Raw genomic sequence first — 18099 nt, forward strand, 5'->3', positions numbered from 1 at the left:
CTCACACTTGCACCAAGCGTTCTGGCAACTCGGCTGCATGTTCACTATCCTCAAGGCGTTTTAGGACCGGTTCTAGTCTTCAGTGTCGATGTAGCCCCCGGTGAGTCATCGGGAGAGAAGCGGCCACCCAAGATGCAGCGATAATGCTGCAGACTCATCGTGAATTTGTTCTCGTGTTTGATCGTTTCTTCTCGGATGAACGAGAGTGAAGAAATAAAAAAAGCTGCACACCTGACCTGAGGTGTGCAGCGAAGTGCGTTTGAGCCGCAATCGTCGTTCAAGAGTTAGAGCATCTTTCGAGCTGGTTTGCAGGATCTGCCTCGTGGCGAACAGCATTTTTCCTGGAGAGATGCGTTCTTCACGGGCACACGGTAGAGCAAACTGCTCTAGCTGGCGACTGCGGTTTCGGATTTAGATTTGGTGAGTAATGAAAAGACAATCAAAGTGATGAAACCAAGTGGAATGGTGACAATTCCGGGTTGGCTGAACGGGACATATCCCGGATGACCAGCGTAGCCGTAAACCGAACTGAATGTGTCGGCACTCAGCAGAATCCAGCCGAGTGATGAAATCATTCCGACCCACACTGCAGCGATGATTCCCTGTTTTGTCGTCCCTTTCCAGAAGAGAAGCATCACAAGAGCGGGAAGGTTTGCAGATGCTGCAACACTAAACGCCCATCCGACCAGATAGCCAACGTTCATTCCTTCGAACAGAATTCCAAGGACAATCGCGATTGCACCCACGACAACTGAAGTGATTTTTGCAACTTTCACTTGTTGGTGATCAGTCAGTTCAACTCCTCCGACGTTCATTAACAAGTCACGAGTCACCGCACCTGCTGATGCGAGAATCAAACCGGAAACAGTTCCGAGAACAGTTGTAAATGCGATCGCGGAGATGATGGCGAACAGCCAGATGTTCATACTTTTAGCAAGCAGTGGAGCGGCCATGTTTGTGTCAGTGACATCCATTGCCCCTGAGACCATTGCACCAAGGCCTAAGTACAACGTCAGGACATAAAAGAAGCCGATCGCCCCGATACCGACAATGGTACTTTTGCGGGCACTTGCTTCATCTTTGACGGTGTAGTAACGAATCAGGATATGTGGCAAAGAGGCCGTTCCGCAAAACAAAGCAAGCATGAGCGACAGGAAGTTCAGCTTCGGAATCAGTTTGTCTCCACGAATTCCGGAGAACTTTTTGTTGTTCCCCGGCATGAGGACTTCGCTCCCCATTGTCGGCTTTTGGTAATAGAGCGTCGTTGTGGAACCATCTTCATTTTCGAAGATATCGCTCCCCCACAAAATGACTTCGCTGCCATGAAATTTCTGAAAGAACTCGACCGGTCCTAGAGGGCCAGTTTTTTCCACATCGCCAGGAAGCTTGCTGATGTATCCAACGGGATGGAGTTCCGGCTCGCCTTTTTCTGTCCCTTTTTCTTCGCCGTTGACGATAATTTTTCCATCGGCTCCATCTGTGAACATTTGCCCTTCAACAAGCATGACCTCATTGCTTTCGGCAACCGGTTCAATTCGGTAGGTGTAAATTCTGTCGTGATCAGCTTCCTTGGATTGAATGAAGTTGAGCTTTTTAAGACGTTCCTCTCTAGGGAGAAACTCTCCTTTGACACCATCGAGTTTCGGAGGAGTGTCGCCAGTCCAGTCCAGATCACTCATAGGAAATGGGCCAGCCTTGGTGAACTCATATTTATCCATGCCACCTGATTCTGTAGTGAAACCTTTCGCGAGAATCATCAGCGTCAGGATGAAGCTGAAGACTACCAGCAAGGACCCTTTCAGGAACTGGACGTATGTTGTCGAAACCATCCCAGCGGAGACGACGATAATCACTACTGCAGCGCCTACCAGGAGAACGCCGACCCAGTGTGGGAATCCGAGGAGTGGTTGAATCAGCACACCGGCTCCCACCATTTGTGGGATCAGGTAAAAAATTGAGACCGCTAAAGTACTGATTCCAACAACGAGCTTAATTCCGCGCGAATCAAACTTCGCATCGAGAGCATCGGCAAAGGTAAACTTTCCTAAACGCTTCAGTGGTTCTGCGACCACAAACAGTGCGACAATCCAGCCAGCCAGGAATCCGATCGAGTACAAAAATCCATCGTACCCGTAAAAGGCAATCATCCCGCAGATTCCAAGGAATGACGCTGCCGAAAGGTAATCCCCAGCAAAGGCAATCCCGTTGATGAACCAGGGGATTTCACCATGGGCGGCGAAGTACCCAGCAGAAGACTTTGCTTTGCCAGCAAGATAGAAGCTGAGGCCCATCGTCCCACCGACAAACGCCAGAAACGCAATAACTGCAATGACAGAAGGTTCGTAAATCATTTTTGCACCTCTTCTTCGTCGTTGGGAACCTCAGAACGACAAAGAAAGCCGTAAAGAATTGCGAGAACAAACGCAGCGATGATCAGACCGAAGCCGTAAATAATCGCAAGGTTGATCCCTTCAATAGGGGTTGCTCGCATAGTGTCCGGGCTGAATGCATTCAGAAGCACAAAACCGGAGTAGAAAAGTAAATAGACGGCGAAGAGCCGCAGCCCGATCCGCGCATTCCGAGCCTGCATAATCGAATTCCAATCTTCAACAGGAGTATTGAACCACTCGTGGGTCTTGATTTGCGTTCGAATCTCTTTGAAAAACTTTTGAACACATGCTCGCGAGCAGTTGATGAATCAATGATGTTTGATTGAACGGGAGGATACTGATTCAGGAGATTGGTCACAAGCGCTTTATGAAGATGTTTTGCCAGGCGCCTTTAGTGATACGCGAATCAGTAAGTGTTCTCAGTCACTCAGTTTTGAGTACGCTTGATTCGCGGCTCCGACTCCTGCACCGGGCGTCAGGTGATGGCCCGCAGCTTGTAAGCAGAATTCTAATGCAGCCAGAAAGAGGAGGACGTTTCGTTGTGTACATGCTTCGCCCATCAAGCCGATTCGCCAGGTCTTGCCTGCCATCGGACCGAGACCTCCGCCGATTTCAATTCCGAAATCAGTTAACAATTGTCCGCGGACAGCTTTGTCGTCGACGCCATCTGGAATTGTGACAGCATTGAGCATCGGGAGTCTGTACTCTTCTGCGACCGCGTATTTCAGTCCCATTGCTTCCAGCCCAGATCGCAATGCCTGATGATTGCGTAGATGCCGTGCAAATCGGTTTTCGAGACCTTCTTCGAGCAGATCTCGCAATGCCTGATGCAATCCGTAGTTCATATTAATCGGGGCAGTATGGTGATATGCACGTGAGTGATCACTCCAGTAGTTGCGGACCATGCTCATGTCGAGATACCAGCTGGCGACTTTGGTACTTCGAGCTTCCATCACTTCGACAGCACGGTCGCTGAAGGTGACCGGAGCGAGTCCCGGTGGACAACTCAGGCATTTCTGCGTTCCGGAGTAGGCCGCATCGACATTCCACTTATCGATTTCGACAGGCAGCCCGCCAAGAGATGTGACGCAATCCATCAAGAGCAGGGCACCTGCATCGTGTACAGCTTTCGAGATCTCCGGGATCGGTTGCAGAGCTCCTGTGGATGTCTCAGCGTGAACAATTCCGACAACCTTTGGTTGAAACTCTTCGACCGCTTTCTGAATCTCTTCTGTTGAAAAGACCTCGCCGAAAGGACGTTCGATGATTTTGACGTCTGCACCATAGCGTGCAGCCACGTCTGCCATGCGTCCTCCAAAGACTCCGTTGACGCAAACGAGAACCTTATCACCCGGTTCGACAAGATTGACGACACAGGCTTCCATTCCTGCACTGCCTGTTCCGCTCACAGCGAGAGTCAGCTTGTTTTTCGTTTGAAAAGCTGTTCTCAGCATCTGTTGGACTTCGTCCATCAGGTTCAGAAAGTATGGATCAAGATGCCCGACTGTTGGGGCTGCCAAGGCTGCCAGCACCTGCGGAGCGACATCACTTGGCCCTGGCCCCATGAGAACGCGGCGTGGTGGTTGAACGGGAGGAAATGATGACGACATTGAGAGATCTCCTGTGCCAGAAACAAAATTGCTTTCGAAGCAATCCTGTTCGGCATGGTCTGAAAAGGACCGGGGCTCGAAGTGTCACTTCAAGCCCCGATTGTAAATTTTGAATCGATCAACAGAGAACACTTTCGTGTTTCCTGTATTCGTGAAGAGCGCTTTCATGTGATAAGTCGCTCACTTCAACGAAACACTTTGTGCCGATTTTTCCCAAAAATGCTTTACTCCGCTTTCGCTGCTTCTTTCGCTTCTTCTTCAGCAGGGGGGGCGTCCGCTGCAGGCTTCGCATCGTGGGGTAGAGTCACAGGCGCGATGTAGTAATCCTTCGCTAACCAGCGAGAGACCATTTCCAGATCGTGCTCTGAAAGTTGAGACTCGAACGCAGGCATTGCATTGTTACCGTATTCACCTGCGTAATGAGATTGTGGATTGGCAATAAACTTCTTGAGCCACTCTGTCCCGGCGTATCCGGTGAGGACTGGCTGTAAGTCTTCGGAAAGTGGTTCTTCCTGGAGAACGATTTTGAGAAGATTGCCTTCTCCCTGAGTCGTCAGTGCGTGCATGCTGTGACAATCGACACAGGCGTCGATGGAACCTTTGGTCATTTCTCCGCTGACGAAGATTTCCTGACCGCGCTGAACGACTGCGTCATCGGGAGCCAATGCGTCTGGACGTTGGCTTTGAGTATAAAGAAATTCGACAAGGGCCTTGTAATCGTCTTTGTTCTCCGGATCAGTGAGAACTTCAGCGTTACTGTCTGACCAGTCTTTCATTGAGCCTTCGAGAATCGCTTGAGCCGCTTCGGCACGTTCGCCTGTGATATTTGCCAGCGAACTGAAGTGACCGCCGAAGTCTGTCAGTACGGCTTGAGTCCATGCTCGCGAACCGAAGAAAACTTCTTCGCGGTTTGCGGGATCGGCAAGTCCGGGCGCTTGCGGCTTCTCTTCGAACTCATCAAATCGCGATTCTGTCTGGTGGCAACTCAAACAGTATTGTTCAAAGATCTTTGGACCTTGAGTCAGTGGATCATTAGCCAGGAGAGTCGCTGCCCCTTCTGGAGGGATGCCGGTTTCAGACATGGCGAGTTCGACTGTTCGGTGTCCGTCGCGATGTGCTTCTGCCACAGAGGCTCGGAAGTCTCTCCCTTCTTCAGTGTCGCCGTACCAGTCTTCGTAGTAGGCGATCCCGGTCAAAGCTCCAGCGATTCCGATCATCGTCCACAAGTAAGCGACGTTGAATTTGTGACCCAGGCGGAAGTAAGCAATGATTGGCATCAATGCCAGAATTCCAAAGAGGATTCCGGGGATGACAATGGCGCCGAGTGCTTCGCCAAGATGAGTCATTTCACCCCATTGGCTGACGAATTCAAATTGCAAAAACTTGAACAGGAACAGGTAGTACCATTCCGGTCGTGCTGCAGAATACGCCTCAGATGGATTCGCAGGTGCTGTTAACTCTGCGCCATGCCAGTAAATTGTGGCACCAAGAATGGCTGCCATCACCGCAAGGCAGGCGACTCCATCTTTCAAAACTTGATCGGGCCAGAAACGTGACTCGGGTTCGGGTTTCCCTTTCCGACCAAACAGGAAAGCAAAAAGTCCGAGAACCACAAAGATAATCGCGATCGCATATGCGGGGGGAAAGCTAACGAGTTTAAAATATTTAGCGATGGCGATGCCTGCTGCAATCACAATACAGGCGATCGAGAACACTTTGCTTGAAGTGACTGAAACTTCGCTATGAGTGTGAATTGCATGACGCCGGAAAACGTAGATATGAAGGGCCAGAAAACCAACAAGCATTGCTGGCAAAATCCCTGCATGTAAGGCAAAGAATCGTGTCAAAGTGTGATTCCCGTAGGACGTTCCCCCTTGCATTAATTGTTGCATATAAGGACCAACTAAGGGCGCCGAGCCCATGATCTCTGTCGCCACACGCGTTGCGTAATATCCTTTCTGATCCCAAGGGAGCAGATACCCGGTGAGCCCGAGGAACATGACGATTTGCATTAAGACCAGACCGAGCCAGAAGTTCACCTCACGCGGAGCTTTGTAGGCTCCATCGATGACGACCTGCATCAGGTGGAGCATCAACAGGATCATCATTGCCTGAGCTGCAAAGTGATGAATCCCGCGTACAACCCAGCCGAAGACCATGTGATACTGAATGTAGTACACACTTTCCCAGGCGCTCGTGGCACTCGGACTATAAGCCATCCACAAGCAGAACCCGGTGATCACCTGCACGAAGAAGGTAAACGTGAGTGTGCTCCCCCAGACATATCGCCACTTGGCTCCTCCTGGGATCGGCTCATTGAGAGCCTCGTGCATTAAGTCCCGGTATCCAGTTCGGTGATCCAGCCAATCTGTGAGTCGTTTGATCATGGGAGGTCGTACTTCTTAGCTCGAACAAAACCTGGACAAATGATTGTAAATCTGGTGAATCACAACGATTTCTATCAGTTGTCAGGCTTTCTTAATCAAAGTTAAATGAATTCACGATCTGGGAAGGTCAAGCCATTCCTGCACGGAGAAGATCCGAGAGAACGGATTTTCATACTGGGATTTTTTCTGAAGTCCCAGCACGGAAGTTTTGAAATTTGACCCACACTTCAGTGTTGTTGCGGATTTCAACTTCGAGGCTGTCCATTGGACGAGGAGGAATTTCGTTCGTACGTTCTCCATCTGGCTTGAAGGCACTGTCGTGACAAGGGCAAATGTAGGAGTTGGCATCTGCTTTGTAATTCACAGTGCATCCGAGATGCGGACATGTGGCATTGAATGCAGACAGATCGCCCGCTTCATTCATGCTGACATAGACCGATCCGATGGCTGCTTCGGCGTAGGTTGTCCAGGCATCTGTTTTTGTTCCGGAGACCCTGAACGCGCGTGGCGGACCACCCGGAGTGAGTGAGTCAGTCGAACCGACCAATAGAAAACTGTCTCCATCCTCACCCCCTTTTTTCTTTTTCAGTAGCGGTGTGAGGAAGAAACCTCCACCGAAGGCGACAGGGATGATCGCACTGAGACCGCCTACGAGAGCAGCTGAGAATTTAAACAGAAATCCACGCCGCATATCGTCTTGATGGGCTGTTGATTCGTGATCAGAGGGGTCAGTCATGATGACAATCTTTTCAAATTGATCTTGAATTCGGTGTCCAGGAAGAATCTGTATTGAACAGGTGATACTGAGCTACGATCAGCGACGAATCGGCTTGGTCGGAACGTAGTCGGAAACCACTGAAATCTCGTTGATGAAAAAGGCTTAACTGGTGGTGGGTGGCTCTGAAGGACTTTCTTGGGGTGGGAATATCTTTTGGAATTCGCTGAGCAACGACGCTTTCGCTTCTTCCATTGGCCCCGGAAGGAGTGCTCCCGCTGCCAGTTTGTGACCACCACCTCCGAAGTTTTCGGCAATGGCAGCCACGCTAATTTCTTCTGAGCGGCTCCTGAGACTCCCTTTAATTCGACCATCAAGTTGCTGGACGAGAATAAAAGCGGCTTCCACTCCCTCAATGGTGAGGCAAGTATTCACAATGTCTTCAGTATCCGCTGGCTTCGAGCCAGTATCGGAAAAATCTTTCCGCATAGCAAACGTGAAGGCCAATCGACCATCAAATTCAACTTGCACACGATCCAAAATGATCGAATGAAGTTTCAGTCGGGCTAGTGATGAGCGCTCGTAAAGCTCTCGAAATAACCCTGTTGGTTGAACACCATAATCGATCAGTCTCGCTGCCGTACGATAGGTGCGAGCATCGGCATTTGGAAAACGATACCAGCCTGTGTCGGTCGCAATGGCTGCAAAGAGGGCGTCGGCCTGATGTCCAGAAGGAGGGTGGCCGAGAAACTCAGCCAGCTCTGTCACTAATACTCCAGCCGCAGCTGCAGTCGTGTCTTTGAATTCGATCGCCCCTAGATCGTCCGAAGCCAAGTGGTGATCGATGATCACTTTCTTTGCAGACGTTTTTTCAAGAACCTTTCGGACATCTCCCACCTGAATCCAGGCTGAGGTATCAACGACGATGTGGACATCAGTGTCACAAGCCGATTCCAGGGATACACCCGGACCGAATTTTGCGACCTTCGATTCTGGGTCAAGAAAACGAAGATGATCCGGAGTCGCTGAAGGATTGATGATGCGGACTTCTTTGCCGAGTGCTTCGAGCAGACTGGCCAGTCCGATCTCTGATCCGATTGCATCTGCATCCGGTCGAACATGACTGGTAATGACAAACCGCTGATGAGCCGAGATGATTTCCTGAAGCGGTTGCCAGTCAATAGGCATGGATGTTCCTTTGGTTGTCGGTTGTATTTTATGAAGAAATGAGTGAAGTTGAACAGGTCGAGAGTCAGCAGATGCGAATGCTCTCGGGCCGGAGTTCTCATCCCTCCGTATCGAAATGTAATGAGAATTCGAAGACATCGCCAATCAATAGGAGTGAACTTATGGCAGACGACGTCATTTTAACTGAAAACGAAATCGCAGAAACTCTAAAAGAGTTACCCGGCTGGGAGGCCAGGGATGGTTGGCTGAGACGAAAATACAAGACACCCGGATGGGCGCATACGATGATGCTGACCAATATGATTGGTTATGTCGCCGAGGCAGCGAACCATCATCCGGATCTGGAAATTGGCTATGCTCAGGTGATCTTTAAAATCCAGACTCATCGCGTGAGAGCCATCACGGAAAGCGATGCGGCACTCGCAAAAAAAATCCATGAAGCGGTCACATGGTTGCCATCTGAAGAGTCTCCACTGAGTGGGTATCCGAAGAAGTGGATCGAGTAGCACGACTCTGGCGCAGTGACGCTGTTGGAGAGACTTCGGACTGTCGAGGCTGAATTGAGAGGTGGCAAGATGTCTGCTGTAGCCAGCACAAGTTTTATTCGTACTCACAACGCGAATGCGATCGCTCTCCCCTCGAAGGAGAGCGATCGCTTTTTCAGGTCTTGAGAGAACGAAGACGATTTCCGCTTACGATATTAAATCTTTCATCTCACGGACTGCCATTTCGAAGCCCACCATGACGGCACGGGCGACGATGCTGTGCCCGATGTTCAGTTCGCTGACACCTTGGATTTGTGCGATCGGAATCACATTTCGATAAGTCAATCCGTGCCCCATGTGAAGCAGTAGATCCTCATTCAAGGCGACTTCACTGGCGTCGATCAGCGTGTTTAGCTCCGCAATTTGAGCCTTCTCACTGGTCGCTTCGGCATATCGACCGGTATGAATCTCAACGGCTTGAACCCCGAGCTTTCTTGAGGCCCGAATTTGTTCGACATCAGGATCAATGAACAGGCTGACTTCAATCCCTGCACCCAGCAATTGATCAACACAAGTTTTAACGCGATCAAAATGAGTTACGACATCGAGCCCACCTTCTGTCGTCAGCTCATCTCGTTTTTCGGGAACTAAAGTACACTGATCAGGGAGGACGTCTAGAGCGATCTGGGTCATCTCTGGTTCAGCCCCCATTTCCAGATTCAGTTTCACTTGTACGGTTTCTTTCATGACCCGCAGGTCGCGATCCTGAATGTGTCGACGGTCTTCCCTGAGATGCAGCGTAATGCCATCCGCTCCAGCCAGTTCACATAAAGCAGCTGCCCAAACAGGGTCAGGTTCAATCGTTTGCCGAGCCTGACGAATGGTGGCGACATGATCGATATTCACACCCAACTTCGGCATGATGAGATTCCTTTGAGAAAGTCGAATTCAAATCGACAAGAGTTACCGTTTATAGAATGGAAGAGCGACAATTTGAGCGGGGACGCGTTTTCCCCGGATATCGACTTCGACTTCCGTTCCAACTGTGGCGGAAGCAGCTTCGACATAACCCATCGCGATGGACTTTTCGAAAGTAGGCGAAAATGTTCCCGAAGAGATGTGTCCGATTTGCTGGTCTCCCAGCATCAACAACGCTCCTTCACGTGCAATTCTGCGACCCTCAAGTTCCACGCCAACACGTTGCGGCAAGTTTCCTTTCGAGTCGATAGCAGCGATGGCTTCTCGTCCGATGAAGTCATCCTTTTTGAGTTTGACAGCAAACCGCAATCCCGCAGTTAAGGGATCCATCGATTCGTCCATCTCATGTCCGTACAAGGGCATCCCCGCTTCCAGACGCAGCGTATCGCGACAGCCGAGACCGCAGGCGGTGACTTCACTCTCTCCCGTCTCGCCATTTTTCGCTTCAATAAGTGACGTCCAGACTTCGAGGCCATGTTCATTGTCGACAATGATCTCGAAGCCATCTTCACCCGTATAACCAGTTCGGCTGACTAAGGCTGAGTGACCGAGAACTTCGGTTTGTACGGCATAGTAGTATTTGATTTCATTTAACTCCGTCGCAACTTTAGGAGCCAAAATCGCTTCCGCTTGTGGCCCTTGAATCGCGAGCATGAACGTCGCACAAGTGGCGTCGTCCACGTTTACGTCATAGCTATCCTTCTGCTGATTGATCCAATCAACCACCTTTAATCGATTTGCTCCGTTGACAACTAGCAACGCACGATCCTCAAACCGATACACCAGAACATCATCCAAAATCCCGCCATCTTCGCGACAGAGGAGAGAATAACGAACCTGCCCGAGTTTCATGTTCACAACATGGTTTGTCAGCAGATGATCAAGGAAAGGAATCTGATCAGGACCCGAAAACCAGATTCTCCCCATGTGAGCGATATCGAACAGCCCAGCCTGCTTGCGAACGGCGTGGTGCTCTTCAACAATTGAGGAATATTGAATCGGCATGTGCCAGTCAGCGAAGTCGACCATGCGGGCGCCGGCTGCCGTGTGCCAGTCGTGGAGTGCGGTCTGCAACATGTCGATACGAATCCTTCAACGCTATGATGAAATTTTGCCTGTCGAATTGCCTCGGAGACTTCCACTCAGAATGTCTCAGTCATGTCGGAAATTCTCTAAGTTTGAGAGGTCGACATGAGGACTTCGAATTAGTTCAATGAGTCGATGGCTCAATCATGGCGAACCAGTCTACGAACACAAGTGACCGAATCAGAATTGCCAAAAATGAATGTCGAAACAAACAGATTTCTCGAAACAACTGATGCTCTCAGCGTTGGACTTGATCCGAAGAAATGGTCGAAGGTTCTCGAGTCAGCGGAACAGCTCACGCAAAACGACAAAATTCCTGCCTTGGCGATTCAGGTTCAGCGGAGAGGATTGACCACAGGTTCTCACGTCTTTGGTCGAAAAACGATTTCCGGCACTGAGCCGATCGATAACCAATCTCGCTTTCTCATTGCCTCCTTAACCAAGCCGATGGTCGCGATGGCTGTCCTTTTGTTGGCTGAGCGGGGGCAACTCGCTTTGAATCAACGAGTTTCGGACATCGTCCCGGAATTCAAAGGTGCCAATAAACGGCAAATCACTATCAAGCACATCTTGACCCACACATCAGGCCTGCCTGATATGCTGCCGAATAACCGCGAGCTGCGTGCTGCGAATTCTCCGCTCTCAAAATTTGTGAGCGAAACATCTGCGACTGAAATGGTGTTCCCCTGTGGGCAAAATGCACAATATCAGAGTATGGGCTTCGCCTTGCTGGGGCCTGTCATCGAAAACATCTCCGGGATGCCATACGCAAGCTTTATCCAACAAGAGCTTTTCGATGTTTTGGGGATGACGCGCACCGCGCTCGGGCTTCGGGGAGACGATCTGAACGATGAGAACATCGCCGAGCCGCGTGTCCCTCATGATCAGATTCATGAAGAAAGCTGGAACTGGAACAGCCATTACTGGAGAACCTTTGGGGCTCCCTGGGGGGGTGTTCTCGCCACGTCGCAAGATGTAAGTCAGTTTTGTCGCTGCATGCTGACGCTAGGGCTGACCCAGTCGGGGGAACAACTTTTCAATCCGGGAACTGTCGAGAATGCCACCACAAACCGACTCAACGATTTTCCCGACATTCCTGAGCCGGTGAGAAGAACGCGCGGTTGGGGGTACGGGTGGCGAATGAACTGGCCCGACCATCGTGGTTCATTCGGCGATTTCCTTGGACCGAAAGTCTACGGACATTGGGGAGCGACCGGCACACTCTTCTGGCTCGATCCAGAGACAGAAACCGCTCTCGTTCTACTCAGCTCGCAACCGTATGATCGATCGGTCTCTCCACTTGTTCCGCTTTCGAATATGATTTCCGCTGCGTTTGTGTGAGTACGAAGATCCAACTCAGTCGAGGCGCGAAGTGCCTCTGCTCATTCTTAATGAAGGAGGGAGGTGTCGCAGGCATCACGATTACTGGAATTGTCCTGCTGAAACCGAGTGCATACGATCACATCATGGCGATTTCCTTTCATTCCCCGAAAAGCAGAATCAGATGGCTCGTTCTCTTGGCGAGCATTTTGATTGTGGGAGTCATTGTGGGGCTGATGACTCGTTCGGGGGAAAATCATCGTTCGAAAGGGGGGCTCAATCTTACACAATCCGATCCGGCGAACATCGTTCAGACTGAGCAGACCGTTGAAGTAATGAGCAAGCGTGCTCGAGAACTTCATCAAAAGTGCCATTTCCTTGAAGCGAAGAAATTAGCCCGGCAAGCAATCCGCCTCGGTGCGTCTCATCTTGATCTCTTGCTGATCGCTTGCAGTGTTGAATATCCGCAACTGACCAATAGCGACATGACAGGTTGTAACCAGCTCGTCAGAGATGCACAGGCATTGATGGCGAAAGGCGAAGACCAATTCGCGTTGGACCTTTTACGCAAAGTGACCTTCGACGAACCGAATCATCTTCAGGCTCATGGATGGTATGGACAACTTCTGGCGAAGAGTCACTCTCCCGAGTTTGCGACCTGGAACGCGGCTCTTCCTGAAAATTCAGAAACGAGCGACGCGATTTGGTTCGCGAGAGGCTTGGCAGCAGAAGAAAACGGAAATTACGAGTTGGCAGCGAAGTGCTATGTCAGTGCTCTCGAACGAAATCCATACCATGCACAATCTGCTCTGCATCTTGAAAATGTGATCAAGGCAAACTCTGAAGTTTTTCAATTCGACACTGAAGATTTGAATCGAGTGCAAACGCTGAGTCGGCTCGCTCTCGGACTCGCCTTCTCCGTCGATTTTGAAGTGATGAAGCGGACACGACTTATCTTAATTGAACTTGGTGATGTCGAACTGGCGAACGCGGTGTCTCGGTCTGCACGTCAACTTGGATGTCAGGCACGCTGGGCCAGTCAAACGCTGAAAGATTCCTCTGCAGATGAGCGGAGCTATCGATCTCGGATTTTGAGCAAGAAGTTTCTTCCGGCGGTGTCAAATATTGAGCTCCCTGACTGGACCAATTTCCAGCTCAAGGATTCGCAACCGTATGCACGATTGGTTGAGGAGGGTGAACTCTTCCGCGACATTGCTGCGGAAATGGAAATTGATTTTCACTACGACAACGGATCGGTCCCTGAATATCCGCTTGGGCATCTCTTCGAAACCACCGGTGGCGGAGTTGCGGTGTTTGATTACGATCTTGATGGTTGGCCGGATTTGTATTTCGCGCAAGGAGGAAACTGGCGAGAGGAATCAACGACGAACAACGCCAGCGACCAGTTGTCTCGAAACTTAGAAGGGACTGCTTCAGCAAACGTGACTCATCTCGCGAACATTGAAGAGCTGAAATTCTCCCAGGGAGTCACTTCTGGCGACTTTAACAGCGACGGATTTCCAGATCTTTACGTTTGTAATCTTGGGGCCAATACGTTGTATGAGAATCAGGGGGATGGAACGTTTCTCAAAGTCTCTCAAACCACAAGCGCACTGAAAGAAGATTGGTCTCTCAGTGCTGCGTTTGCGGATTTCAATCAAGATGGCCATCCCGATCTGTACGTTGTAAACTATCTGGATATGGAGGCTGTTCGAAACAATCCTTGTTACTTTCAAGGAAAGCCGAGAGCCTGTCCACCGACAAAATTCCTGGGGACTCTCGACTGTATTTATCTGAACATGGGGAATGGTGAGTTTCGAGAAATGAAGCAATCCCTCAGAGCTTGGACGACGCCCGGCAAAGGGATGGGGCTCGTCATCGGTGATCTTTCTGGTGACGGTAACTTGAATGTTTTTGTCGGGAACGATGGGGAGGAAAACCATTACTTCGACGTTGTCTATTCACCGGGGTCATCGCTTCCAGAATTTATAGAAAGTGCCGTTCCTGCTGGACTGGCGACCGATCGAGACGGACTGAGCCAAGCAACGATGGGGATCGCAGTTGGTGACGCTGACGGTGATGGTCGACTAGATCTTTTTACAACAAATTTCTACGGCGAATCCAATACGTTGTACTTGCAACTTGAAACGGATGGATATGAGGATGCAACCTATTCCGCTGGTGGATTAAGATCATCGAGCCTTTCAACGCTCGGTTTCGGCACTCAATTTCTTGACGTCGATCTCGATGGCGACATGGACCTGTTTATCGCGAACGGACATGTTGATCGAACCTCCGTGACCGGGGAACCGGATGCGATGCTCCCGCAACTGTATCAAAACGATGGTGAAGGGAGCTTCATTTCTCAGCAGTCACCATCGCCAACTTCCTACTTTCAAAGTCCTGTTCTGGGGAGAGCGGTGGCAACTCTGGATTGGAACCGCGATGGAAAGACCGACCTCGTGGTCACTCACCTTGATCGAGCAGCAGCCTTGCTTCAAAACGCAACTCAATCCAACGGCAACTCGATCACTTTTCAACTCACAGCAACATCTGGCGAGCGTGATGCGATTGGAACAAAAGTGACGCTGAAGTCAGGAACCGACTTGTGGACTCAACAGCGAATCGCGGGAAATGGCTACGCAGCAACCAATGAGAATAGTTTGACTTTCGGCTTGGGTAGCAATCCAAGTGTCGATTCAATCGTTGTTGAATGGCCCAGTGGAGTTGTCGAGACCTATCCCGATCTCAAGCCAGGCACGAGCTACAAAATTGTTGAAAAGCAGGGGCTCTTCAGAGTCCCCTGACTTCACAATGAGTCTGCGAGGACACTTCGCAAAACGACGTTCAGAGATGTGCTTGAGATCATTTTGTGGTCATTGTCAAGTTTTATGTTGCTGAAATTGGAGTTTTGAGAAGGATCAAATTCATCTTCTCGATTATAAGGAAGTTCAGTATGTCAGACGCCGTGCATGAATTGGATTTCTAGATATTGTGGTTCAATTCATTGCGATGATGAACTTCTTGCTTCGTTGTGCTTGACTTGTCTTCGTTAACCTGACATAGAAGGCCATCTATCGCACATTTCATGAGTCACCTGCGTTTGGTTGCTCTGAGACAACATCTCTTCTCGCGAAAAACCTCGAATCGATGAGGCTCGCGTTCTGGAAAGACCATGCTGAACTTCTTCCGAATACAATCAGGCTCCGTTAAAGATGACGTCCTCTCCGGGCTCACTGTTGCATTAGCTCTCGTTCCCGAAGCGATCGCATTCGCTTTTGTCGCTGGTGTTTCACCATTGATCGGCTTGTACTCGGCATTCTTTATTGGGTTGATTACAGCACTGTTCGGCGGTCGTCCCGGAATGATCTCCGGAGCGACGGGAGCAATGGCGGTTGTCGTTGTCTCTTTGGTTGCGATGCATGGCGTGGAATACCTGTTCCCGACTGTCATTCTATGTGGGCTGATGCAGATTGCGATCGGCTTGGGACGACTTGGGAAATTGATCCGCATGGTTCCACACCCCGTGATGCTGGGTTTCGTCAACGGTCTGGCGATTGTGATTGGACTCGCGCAACTCGGAAGCTTCAAAACACTTTCACCTGAAGGAAACCTCGTCTATCTGTCGGGGGCTCCCCTGATGCTGATGCTGCTTCTCGTGCTGATCACGATGGGGATTATTTGGCTGCTTCCGAAGGCGACTCAAGCTGTTCCGGCGTCATTGGCCGCGATTCTCACGGTCACACTGCTCTCACTTGCGATTAACTCCTCGGTGACGACTCCGGGAGGAGAAAATGCTCTGGCGACTGTCGGAGATATGCTCCGCACGAATACCAAAGCAGCAGAACTCGGACAGCACGACTCTCATCATAAAAGTGACGCAGAACTTCCCGCAGGGTCAAATGAGACCCTCGCCGCCTCACAAGTCGCAGTGACAAAATTTACTGAGAAAACAGATGTGAAATCGACCGCAGATGCCGGAAGCATCAGCGGGGGCTTGCCAAATCTCTTCTTCCTGCAATATGACCTCGTTCCGATGACTTGGGAAACCCTAAAAATCATCTTCCCGTTTGCCATTATTCTGTGTGGTGTCGGCCTGATTGAGTCATTGATGACTTTGACGTTAATCGACGAAATCACTGAAACTCGCGGCAAAGGAAATCGTGAGTGTATCGGGCAAGGGGCTGCGAACATTGTTTGTGGGTTGTTTGGCGGAATGGGTGGCTGTGCGATGATTGGACAGTCATTGATCAACGTCAACTCTGGCGGCCGAGGGCGTCTTTCGGGAGTCACAGCCGCTGTTTGCCTGTTGCTGTTTGTCCTCTTTTTAGCTCCCCTCATCGAACAAATTCCAATGGCTGCACTCGTGGGAGTGATGTTCATGGTTGTTATTGGAACGTTCGAATGGGCCTCCTTGAAGATGTTCCGGCGGATGCCTCGCAGTGACGTCTTTGTGATGCTTTTGGTTGCAGGATACACCGTTCTGATGCACGACCTGGCATCGGCTGTCATTCTTGGAGTCATCGTTTCCGCCCTTGTCTTTGCCTGGCAACATGCAACACACATCGCAGCGGATATCAAATACAACGAATTTGGCTCTAAGATCTATCAGTTGCACGGCCCGTTGTTTTTTGCGTCTGTCTCATCATTCAAAGATATGTTTGATGTGACCAACGATACAGATGATGTTGTCATCGATTTTTACTTCACCCGGGTCTACGATCAGTCTGGGTTGGAAGCGATTAACTGGCTGGCAGTGAAGTATCAGGGATGCGGCAAGCGTCTCCACCTGACGCACCTCAGCCCGGAATGTCGAAAACTCCTCGACCAGGCAGGTGATCTCGTCGAGATCAACGTCTCCGAAGATCCTCAATACCACGTCGCTACAGATCGTTTAGCATAGAGCAAATAGCTCTATTTGTTGGGGGAGTCGGTCGCTGTGAACATTTCTGCGATGACTTCTTCCAACGGGCGATCCTGCACGCCAACGTCTTCGATCTGAAATTCATTCAGCACGGACGTTAAGACTTCAGGGACTTTGTGGCGTTCCACTTCGATCCGAGTACGTGGGCCGATTTGCTCCAGGACGGTCCCGAATCGTGAAAGATCCCCGGAGGATTGACCGGCGGCAAATTGCAGCTGAATGATTTTGTGCTGACTGAAGCGATCAACAATCTCTGAAAGCGGTCCATCGTGTTTGATTTCGCCGTCGTTAATAATGACAGCTCGTTTGCAGAGCGCTTCCACATCTTTCATGTAATGGCTCGTTAAGATCACGGTAATCTTACGTTCTGCCTGATAGTATTTCAGAAACTCTTGAACCTTACGCTGTGATATCACATCCAGACCGATGGTCGGCTCATCGAGGAGCAAGACCTCTGGACTGTGGAGAAGTGCGGCAATCAACTCCATACGCATCCGCTCTCCCAATGAAAGTTCTCGTACTGGCTGGCTGACCAGTTTTTTGACTTCAAGCAGCGCTGTTAGTTCGTCAAGACGTCGATCAAACTCACTGTTTTCGATCCGGTAGATTTCCCGGTGAAGCTGAAACGATTCTTGAGCAGGCAAGTCCCACCACAGTTGGTTCTTCTGTCCCATGACCAGTGAGAATCGTCGTCGAAACGAATTCGCTCGCTCCCACGGAATATAATCCAAGACTTGGGCATCTCCAGAAGTTGGAAAAATCAGACCGGAGAGCAACTTAAGTGTCGTGGTCTTCCCAGCTCCATTCGGTCCCAGAAACGCGACCATCTCGCCTTCTTCGATCGCGAAACTGACATCACGAACTGCTTCGACTGTCCGATACTTCCGTCGAAACAGACCGCCAATCGACGCAAGGATTCCATCGTTTTTTTGGTAGACTCGATACGTTTTTGTGAGATGCTTCGCTTCAATGGTCGGCATGTTTTCATTTCATGGGCTGATGTGAACGTGTTTTGC

13 protein-coding genes are annotated in these 18099 nt (G+C 50.2%); 4 read left to right on the forward strand and 9 right to left on the reverse strand.

All coding sequences use genetic code 11. The features are described 5' to 3' along the window. Positions 1 to 386 precede the first annotated feature (386 nt). The 6 genes from ACN0YR_RS22150 to ACN0YR_RS22175 form a co-directional block, all read right to left on the reverse strand. On the reverse strand, positions 387 to 2351 hold the full coding sequence (locus ACN0YR_RS22150; protein WP_417851390.1) for a cation acetate symporter: 1965 nt from the start codon (positions 2349 to 2351) through the stop codon (positions 387 to 389). Beyond that, positions 2348 to 2590: a DUF485 domain-containing protein gene (locus ACN0YR_RS22155; protein ID WP_417851391.1), complete on the reverse strand. Its 243-nt coding sequence runs from the start codon at positions 2588 to 2590 to the stop codon at positions 2348 to 2350. The genes ACN0YR_RS22150 and ACN0YR_RS22155 overlap by 4 nt, the downstream gene beginning before the upstream one ends. A 219-nt stretch (positions 2591 to 2809) precedes the next feature. Beyond that, complete coding sequence (locus ACN0YR_RS22160) at positions 2810 to 4000, reverse strand: pyridoxal-phosphate-dependent aminotransferase family protein (RefSeq protein WP_417851392.1); 1191 nt, start codon at positions 3998 to 4000, stop codon at positions 2810 to 2812. Between the two features lie 224 nt (positions 4001 to 4224). Beyond that, positions 4225 to 6387, reverse strand: a complete 2163-nt coding sequence (locus ACN0YR_RS22165; RefSeq protein WP_417851393.1) for a cytochrome b N-terminal domain-containing protein — start codon at positions 6385 to 6387, stop codon at positions 4225 to 4227. A gap of 169 nt (positions 6388 to 6556) precedes the next feature. Then, a complete protein-coding gene (locus ACN0YR_RS22170) occupies positions 6557 to 7123 on the reverse strand; it encodes a ubiquinol-cytochrome c reductase iron-sulfur subunit (RefSeq protein WP_417851394.1) in 567 nt (188 codons plus the stop codon). A gap of 144 nt (positions 7124 to 7267) precedes the next feature. Next, a complete protein-coding gene (locus ACN0YR_RS22175; protein WP_417851395.1) occupies positions 7268 to 8290 on the reverse strand; it encodes a DHH family phosphoesterase in 1023 nt (340 codons plus the stop codon). A gap of 161 nt (positions 8291 to 8451) precedes the next feature. Between ACN0YR_RS22175 and ACN0YR_RS22180 the strand changes: the two genes are divergently transcribed. Next, positions 8452 to 8796 carry a 4a-hydroxytetrahydrobiopterin dehydratase gene (locus ACN0YR_RS22180; RefSeq protein WP_417851396.1) on the forward strand — a complete coding sequence of 115 codons (345 nt, stop codon included), beginning with the start codon at positions 8452 to 8454 and terminating at the stop codon, positions 8794 to 8796. Positions 8797 to 8982: 186 nt separating this feature from the next. On the opposite strand, the gene ACN0YR_RS22185 is transcribed toward ACN0YR_RS22180, so the two are convergent. Both ACN0YR_RS22185 and gcvT read right to left on the reverse strand, forming a co-directional pair. Further along, a complete protein-coding gene (locus ACN0YR_RS22185) occupies positions 8983 to 9696 on the reverse strand; it encodes a pyridoxine 5'-phosphate synthase (RefSeq protein ID WP_417851397.1) in 714 nt (237 codons plus the stop codon). 42 nt (positions 9697 to 9738) lie between these two features. After that, positions 9739 to 10830, reverse strand: coding sequence for a glycine cleavage system aminomethyltransferase GcvT (gene gcvT, locus ACN0YR_RS22190; protein WP_417851398.1), 1092 nt, complete (start codon positions 10828 to 10830; stop codon positions 9739 to 9741). 204 nt (positions 10831 to 11034) lie between these two features. Here gcvT and ACN0YR_RS22195 point away from each other — a divergent pair, with 204 nt between their 5' ends. The 3 genes from ACN0YR_RS22195 to ACN0YR_RS22205 all read left to right on the forward strand — a co-directional run bounded on the left by ACN0YR_RS22195 (position 11035) and on the right by ACN0YR_RS22205 (position 17062). Next, positions 11035 to 12180: a serine hydrolase domain-containing protein gene (locus tag ACN0YR_RS22195; RefSeq protein ID WP_417851399.1), complete on the forward strand. Its 1146-nt coding sequence runs from the start codon at positions 11035 to 11037 to the stop codon at positions 12178 to 12180. Continuing rightward, entirely contained in the window at positions 12177 to 14966 is a 2790-nt protein-coding gene (locus ACN0YR_RS22200) for an FG-GAP-like repeat-containing protein (protein WP_417851400.1), read from the forward strand. The genes ACN0YR_RS22195 and ACN0YR_RS22200 overlap by 4 nt, the downstream gene beginning before the upstream one ends. Positions 14967 to 15334: 368 nt before the next feature. Continuing rightward, entirely contained in the window at positions 15335 to 17062 is a 1728-nt protein-coding gene (locus ACN0YR_RS22205) for a SulP family inorganic anion transporter (RefSeq protein WP_417851401.1), read from the forward strand. Positions 17063 to 17073: 11 nt separating this feature from the next. Here ACN0YR_RS22205 and ACN0YR_RS22210 read toward each other — a convergent pair whose 3' ends face one another. Then, positions 17074 to 18063 (reverse strand): ABC transporter ATP-binding protein, encoded by a 990-nt coding sequence (locus tag ACN0YR_RS22210; RefSeq protein ID WP_417851402.1) that lies wholly within the window; start codon positions 18061 to 18063, stop codon positions 17074 to 17076. Positions 18064 to 18099 lie beyond the last annotated feature (36 nt).

The sequence above is a fragment of the Thalassoglobus sp. genome, from assembly GCF_048270125.1.
Classification (GTDB): Bacteria; Planctomycetota; Planctomycetia; order Planctomycetales; family Planctomycetaceae; genus Thalassoglobus.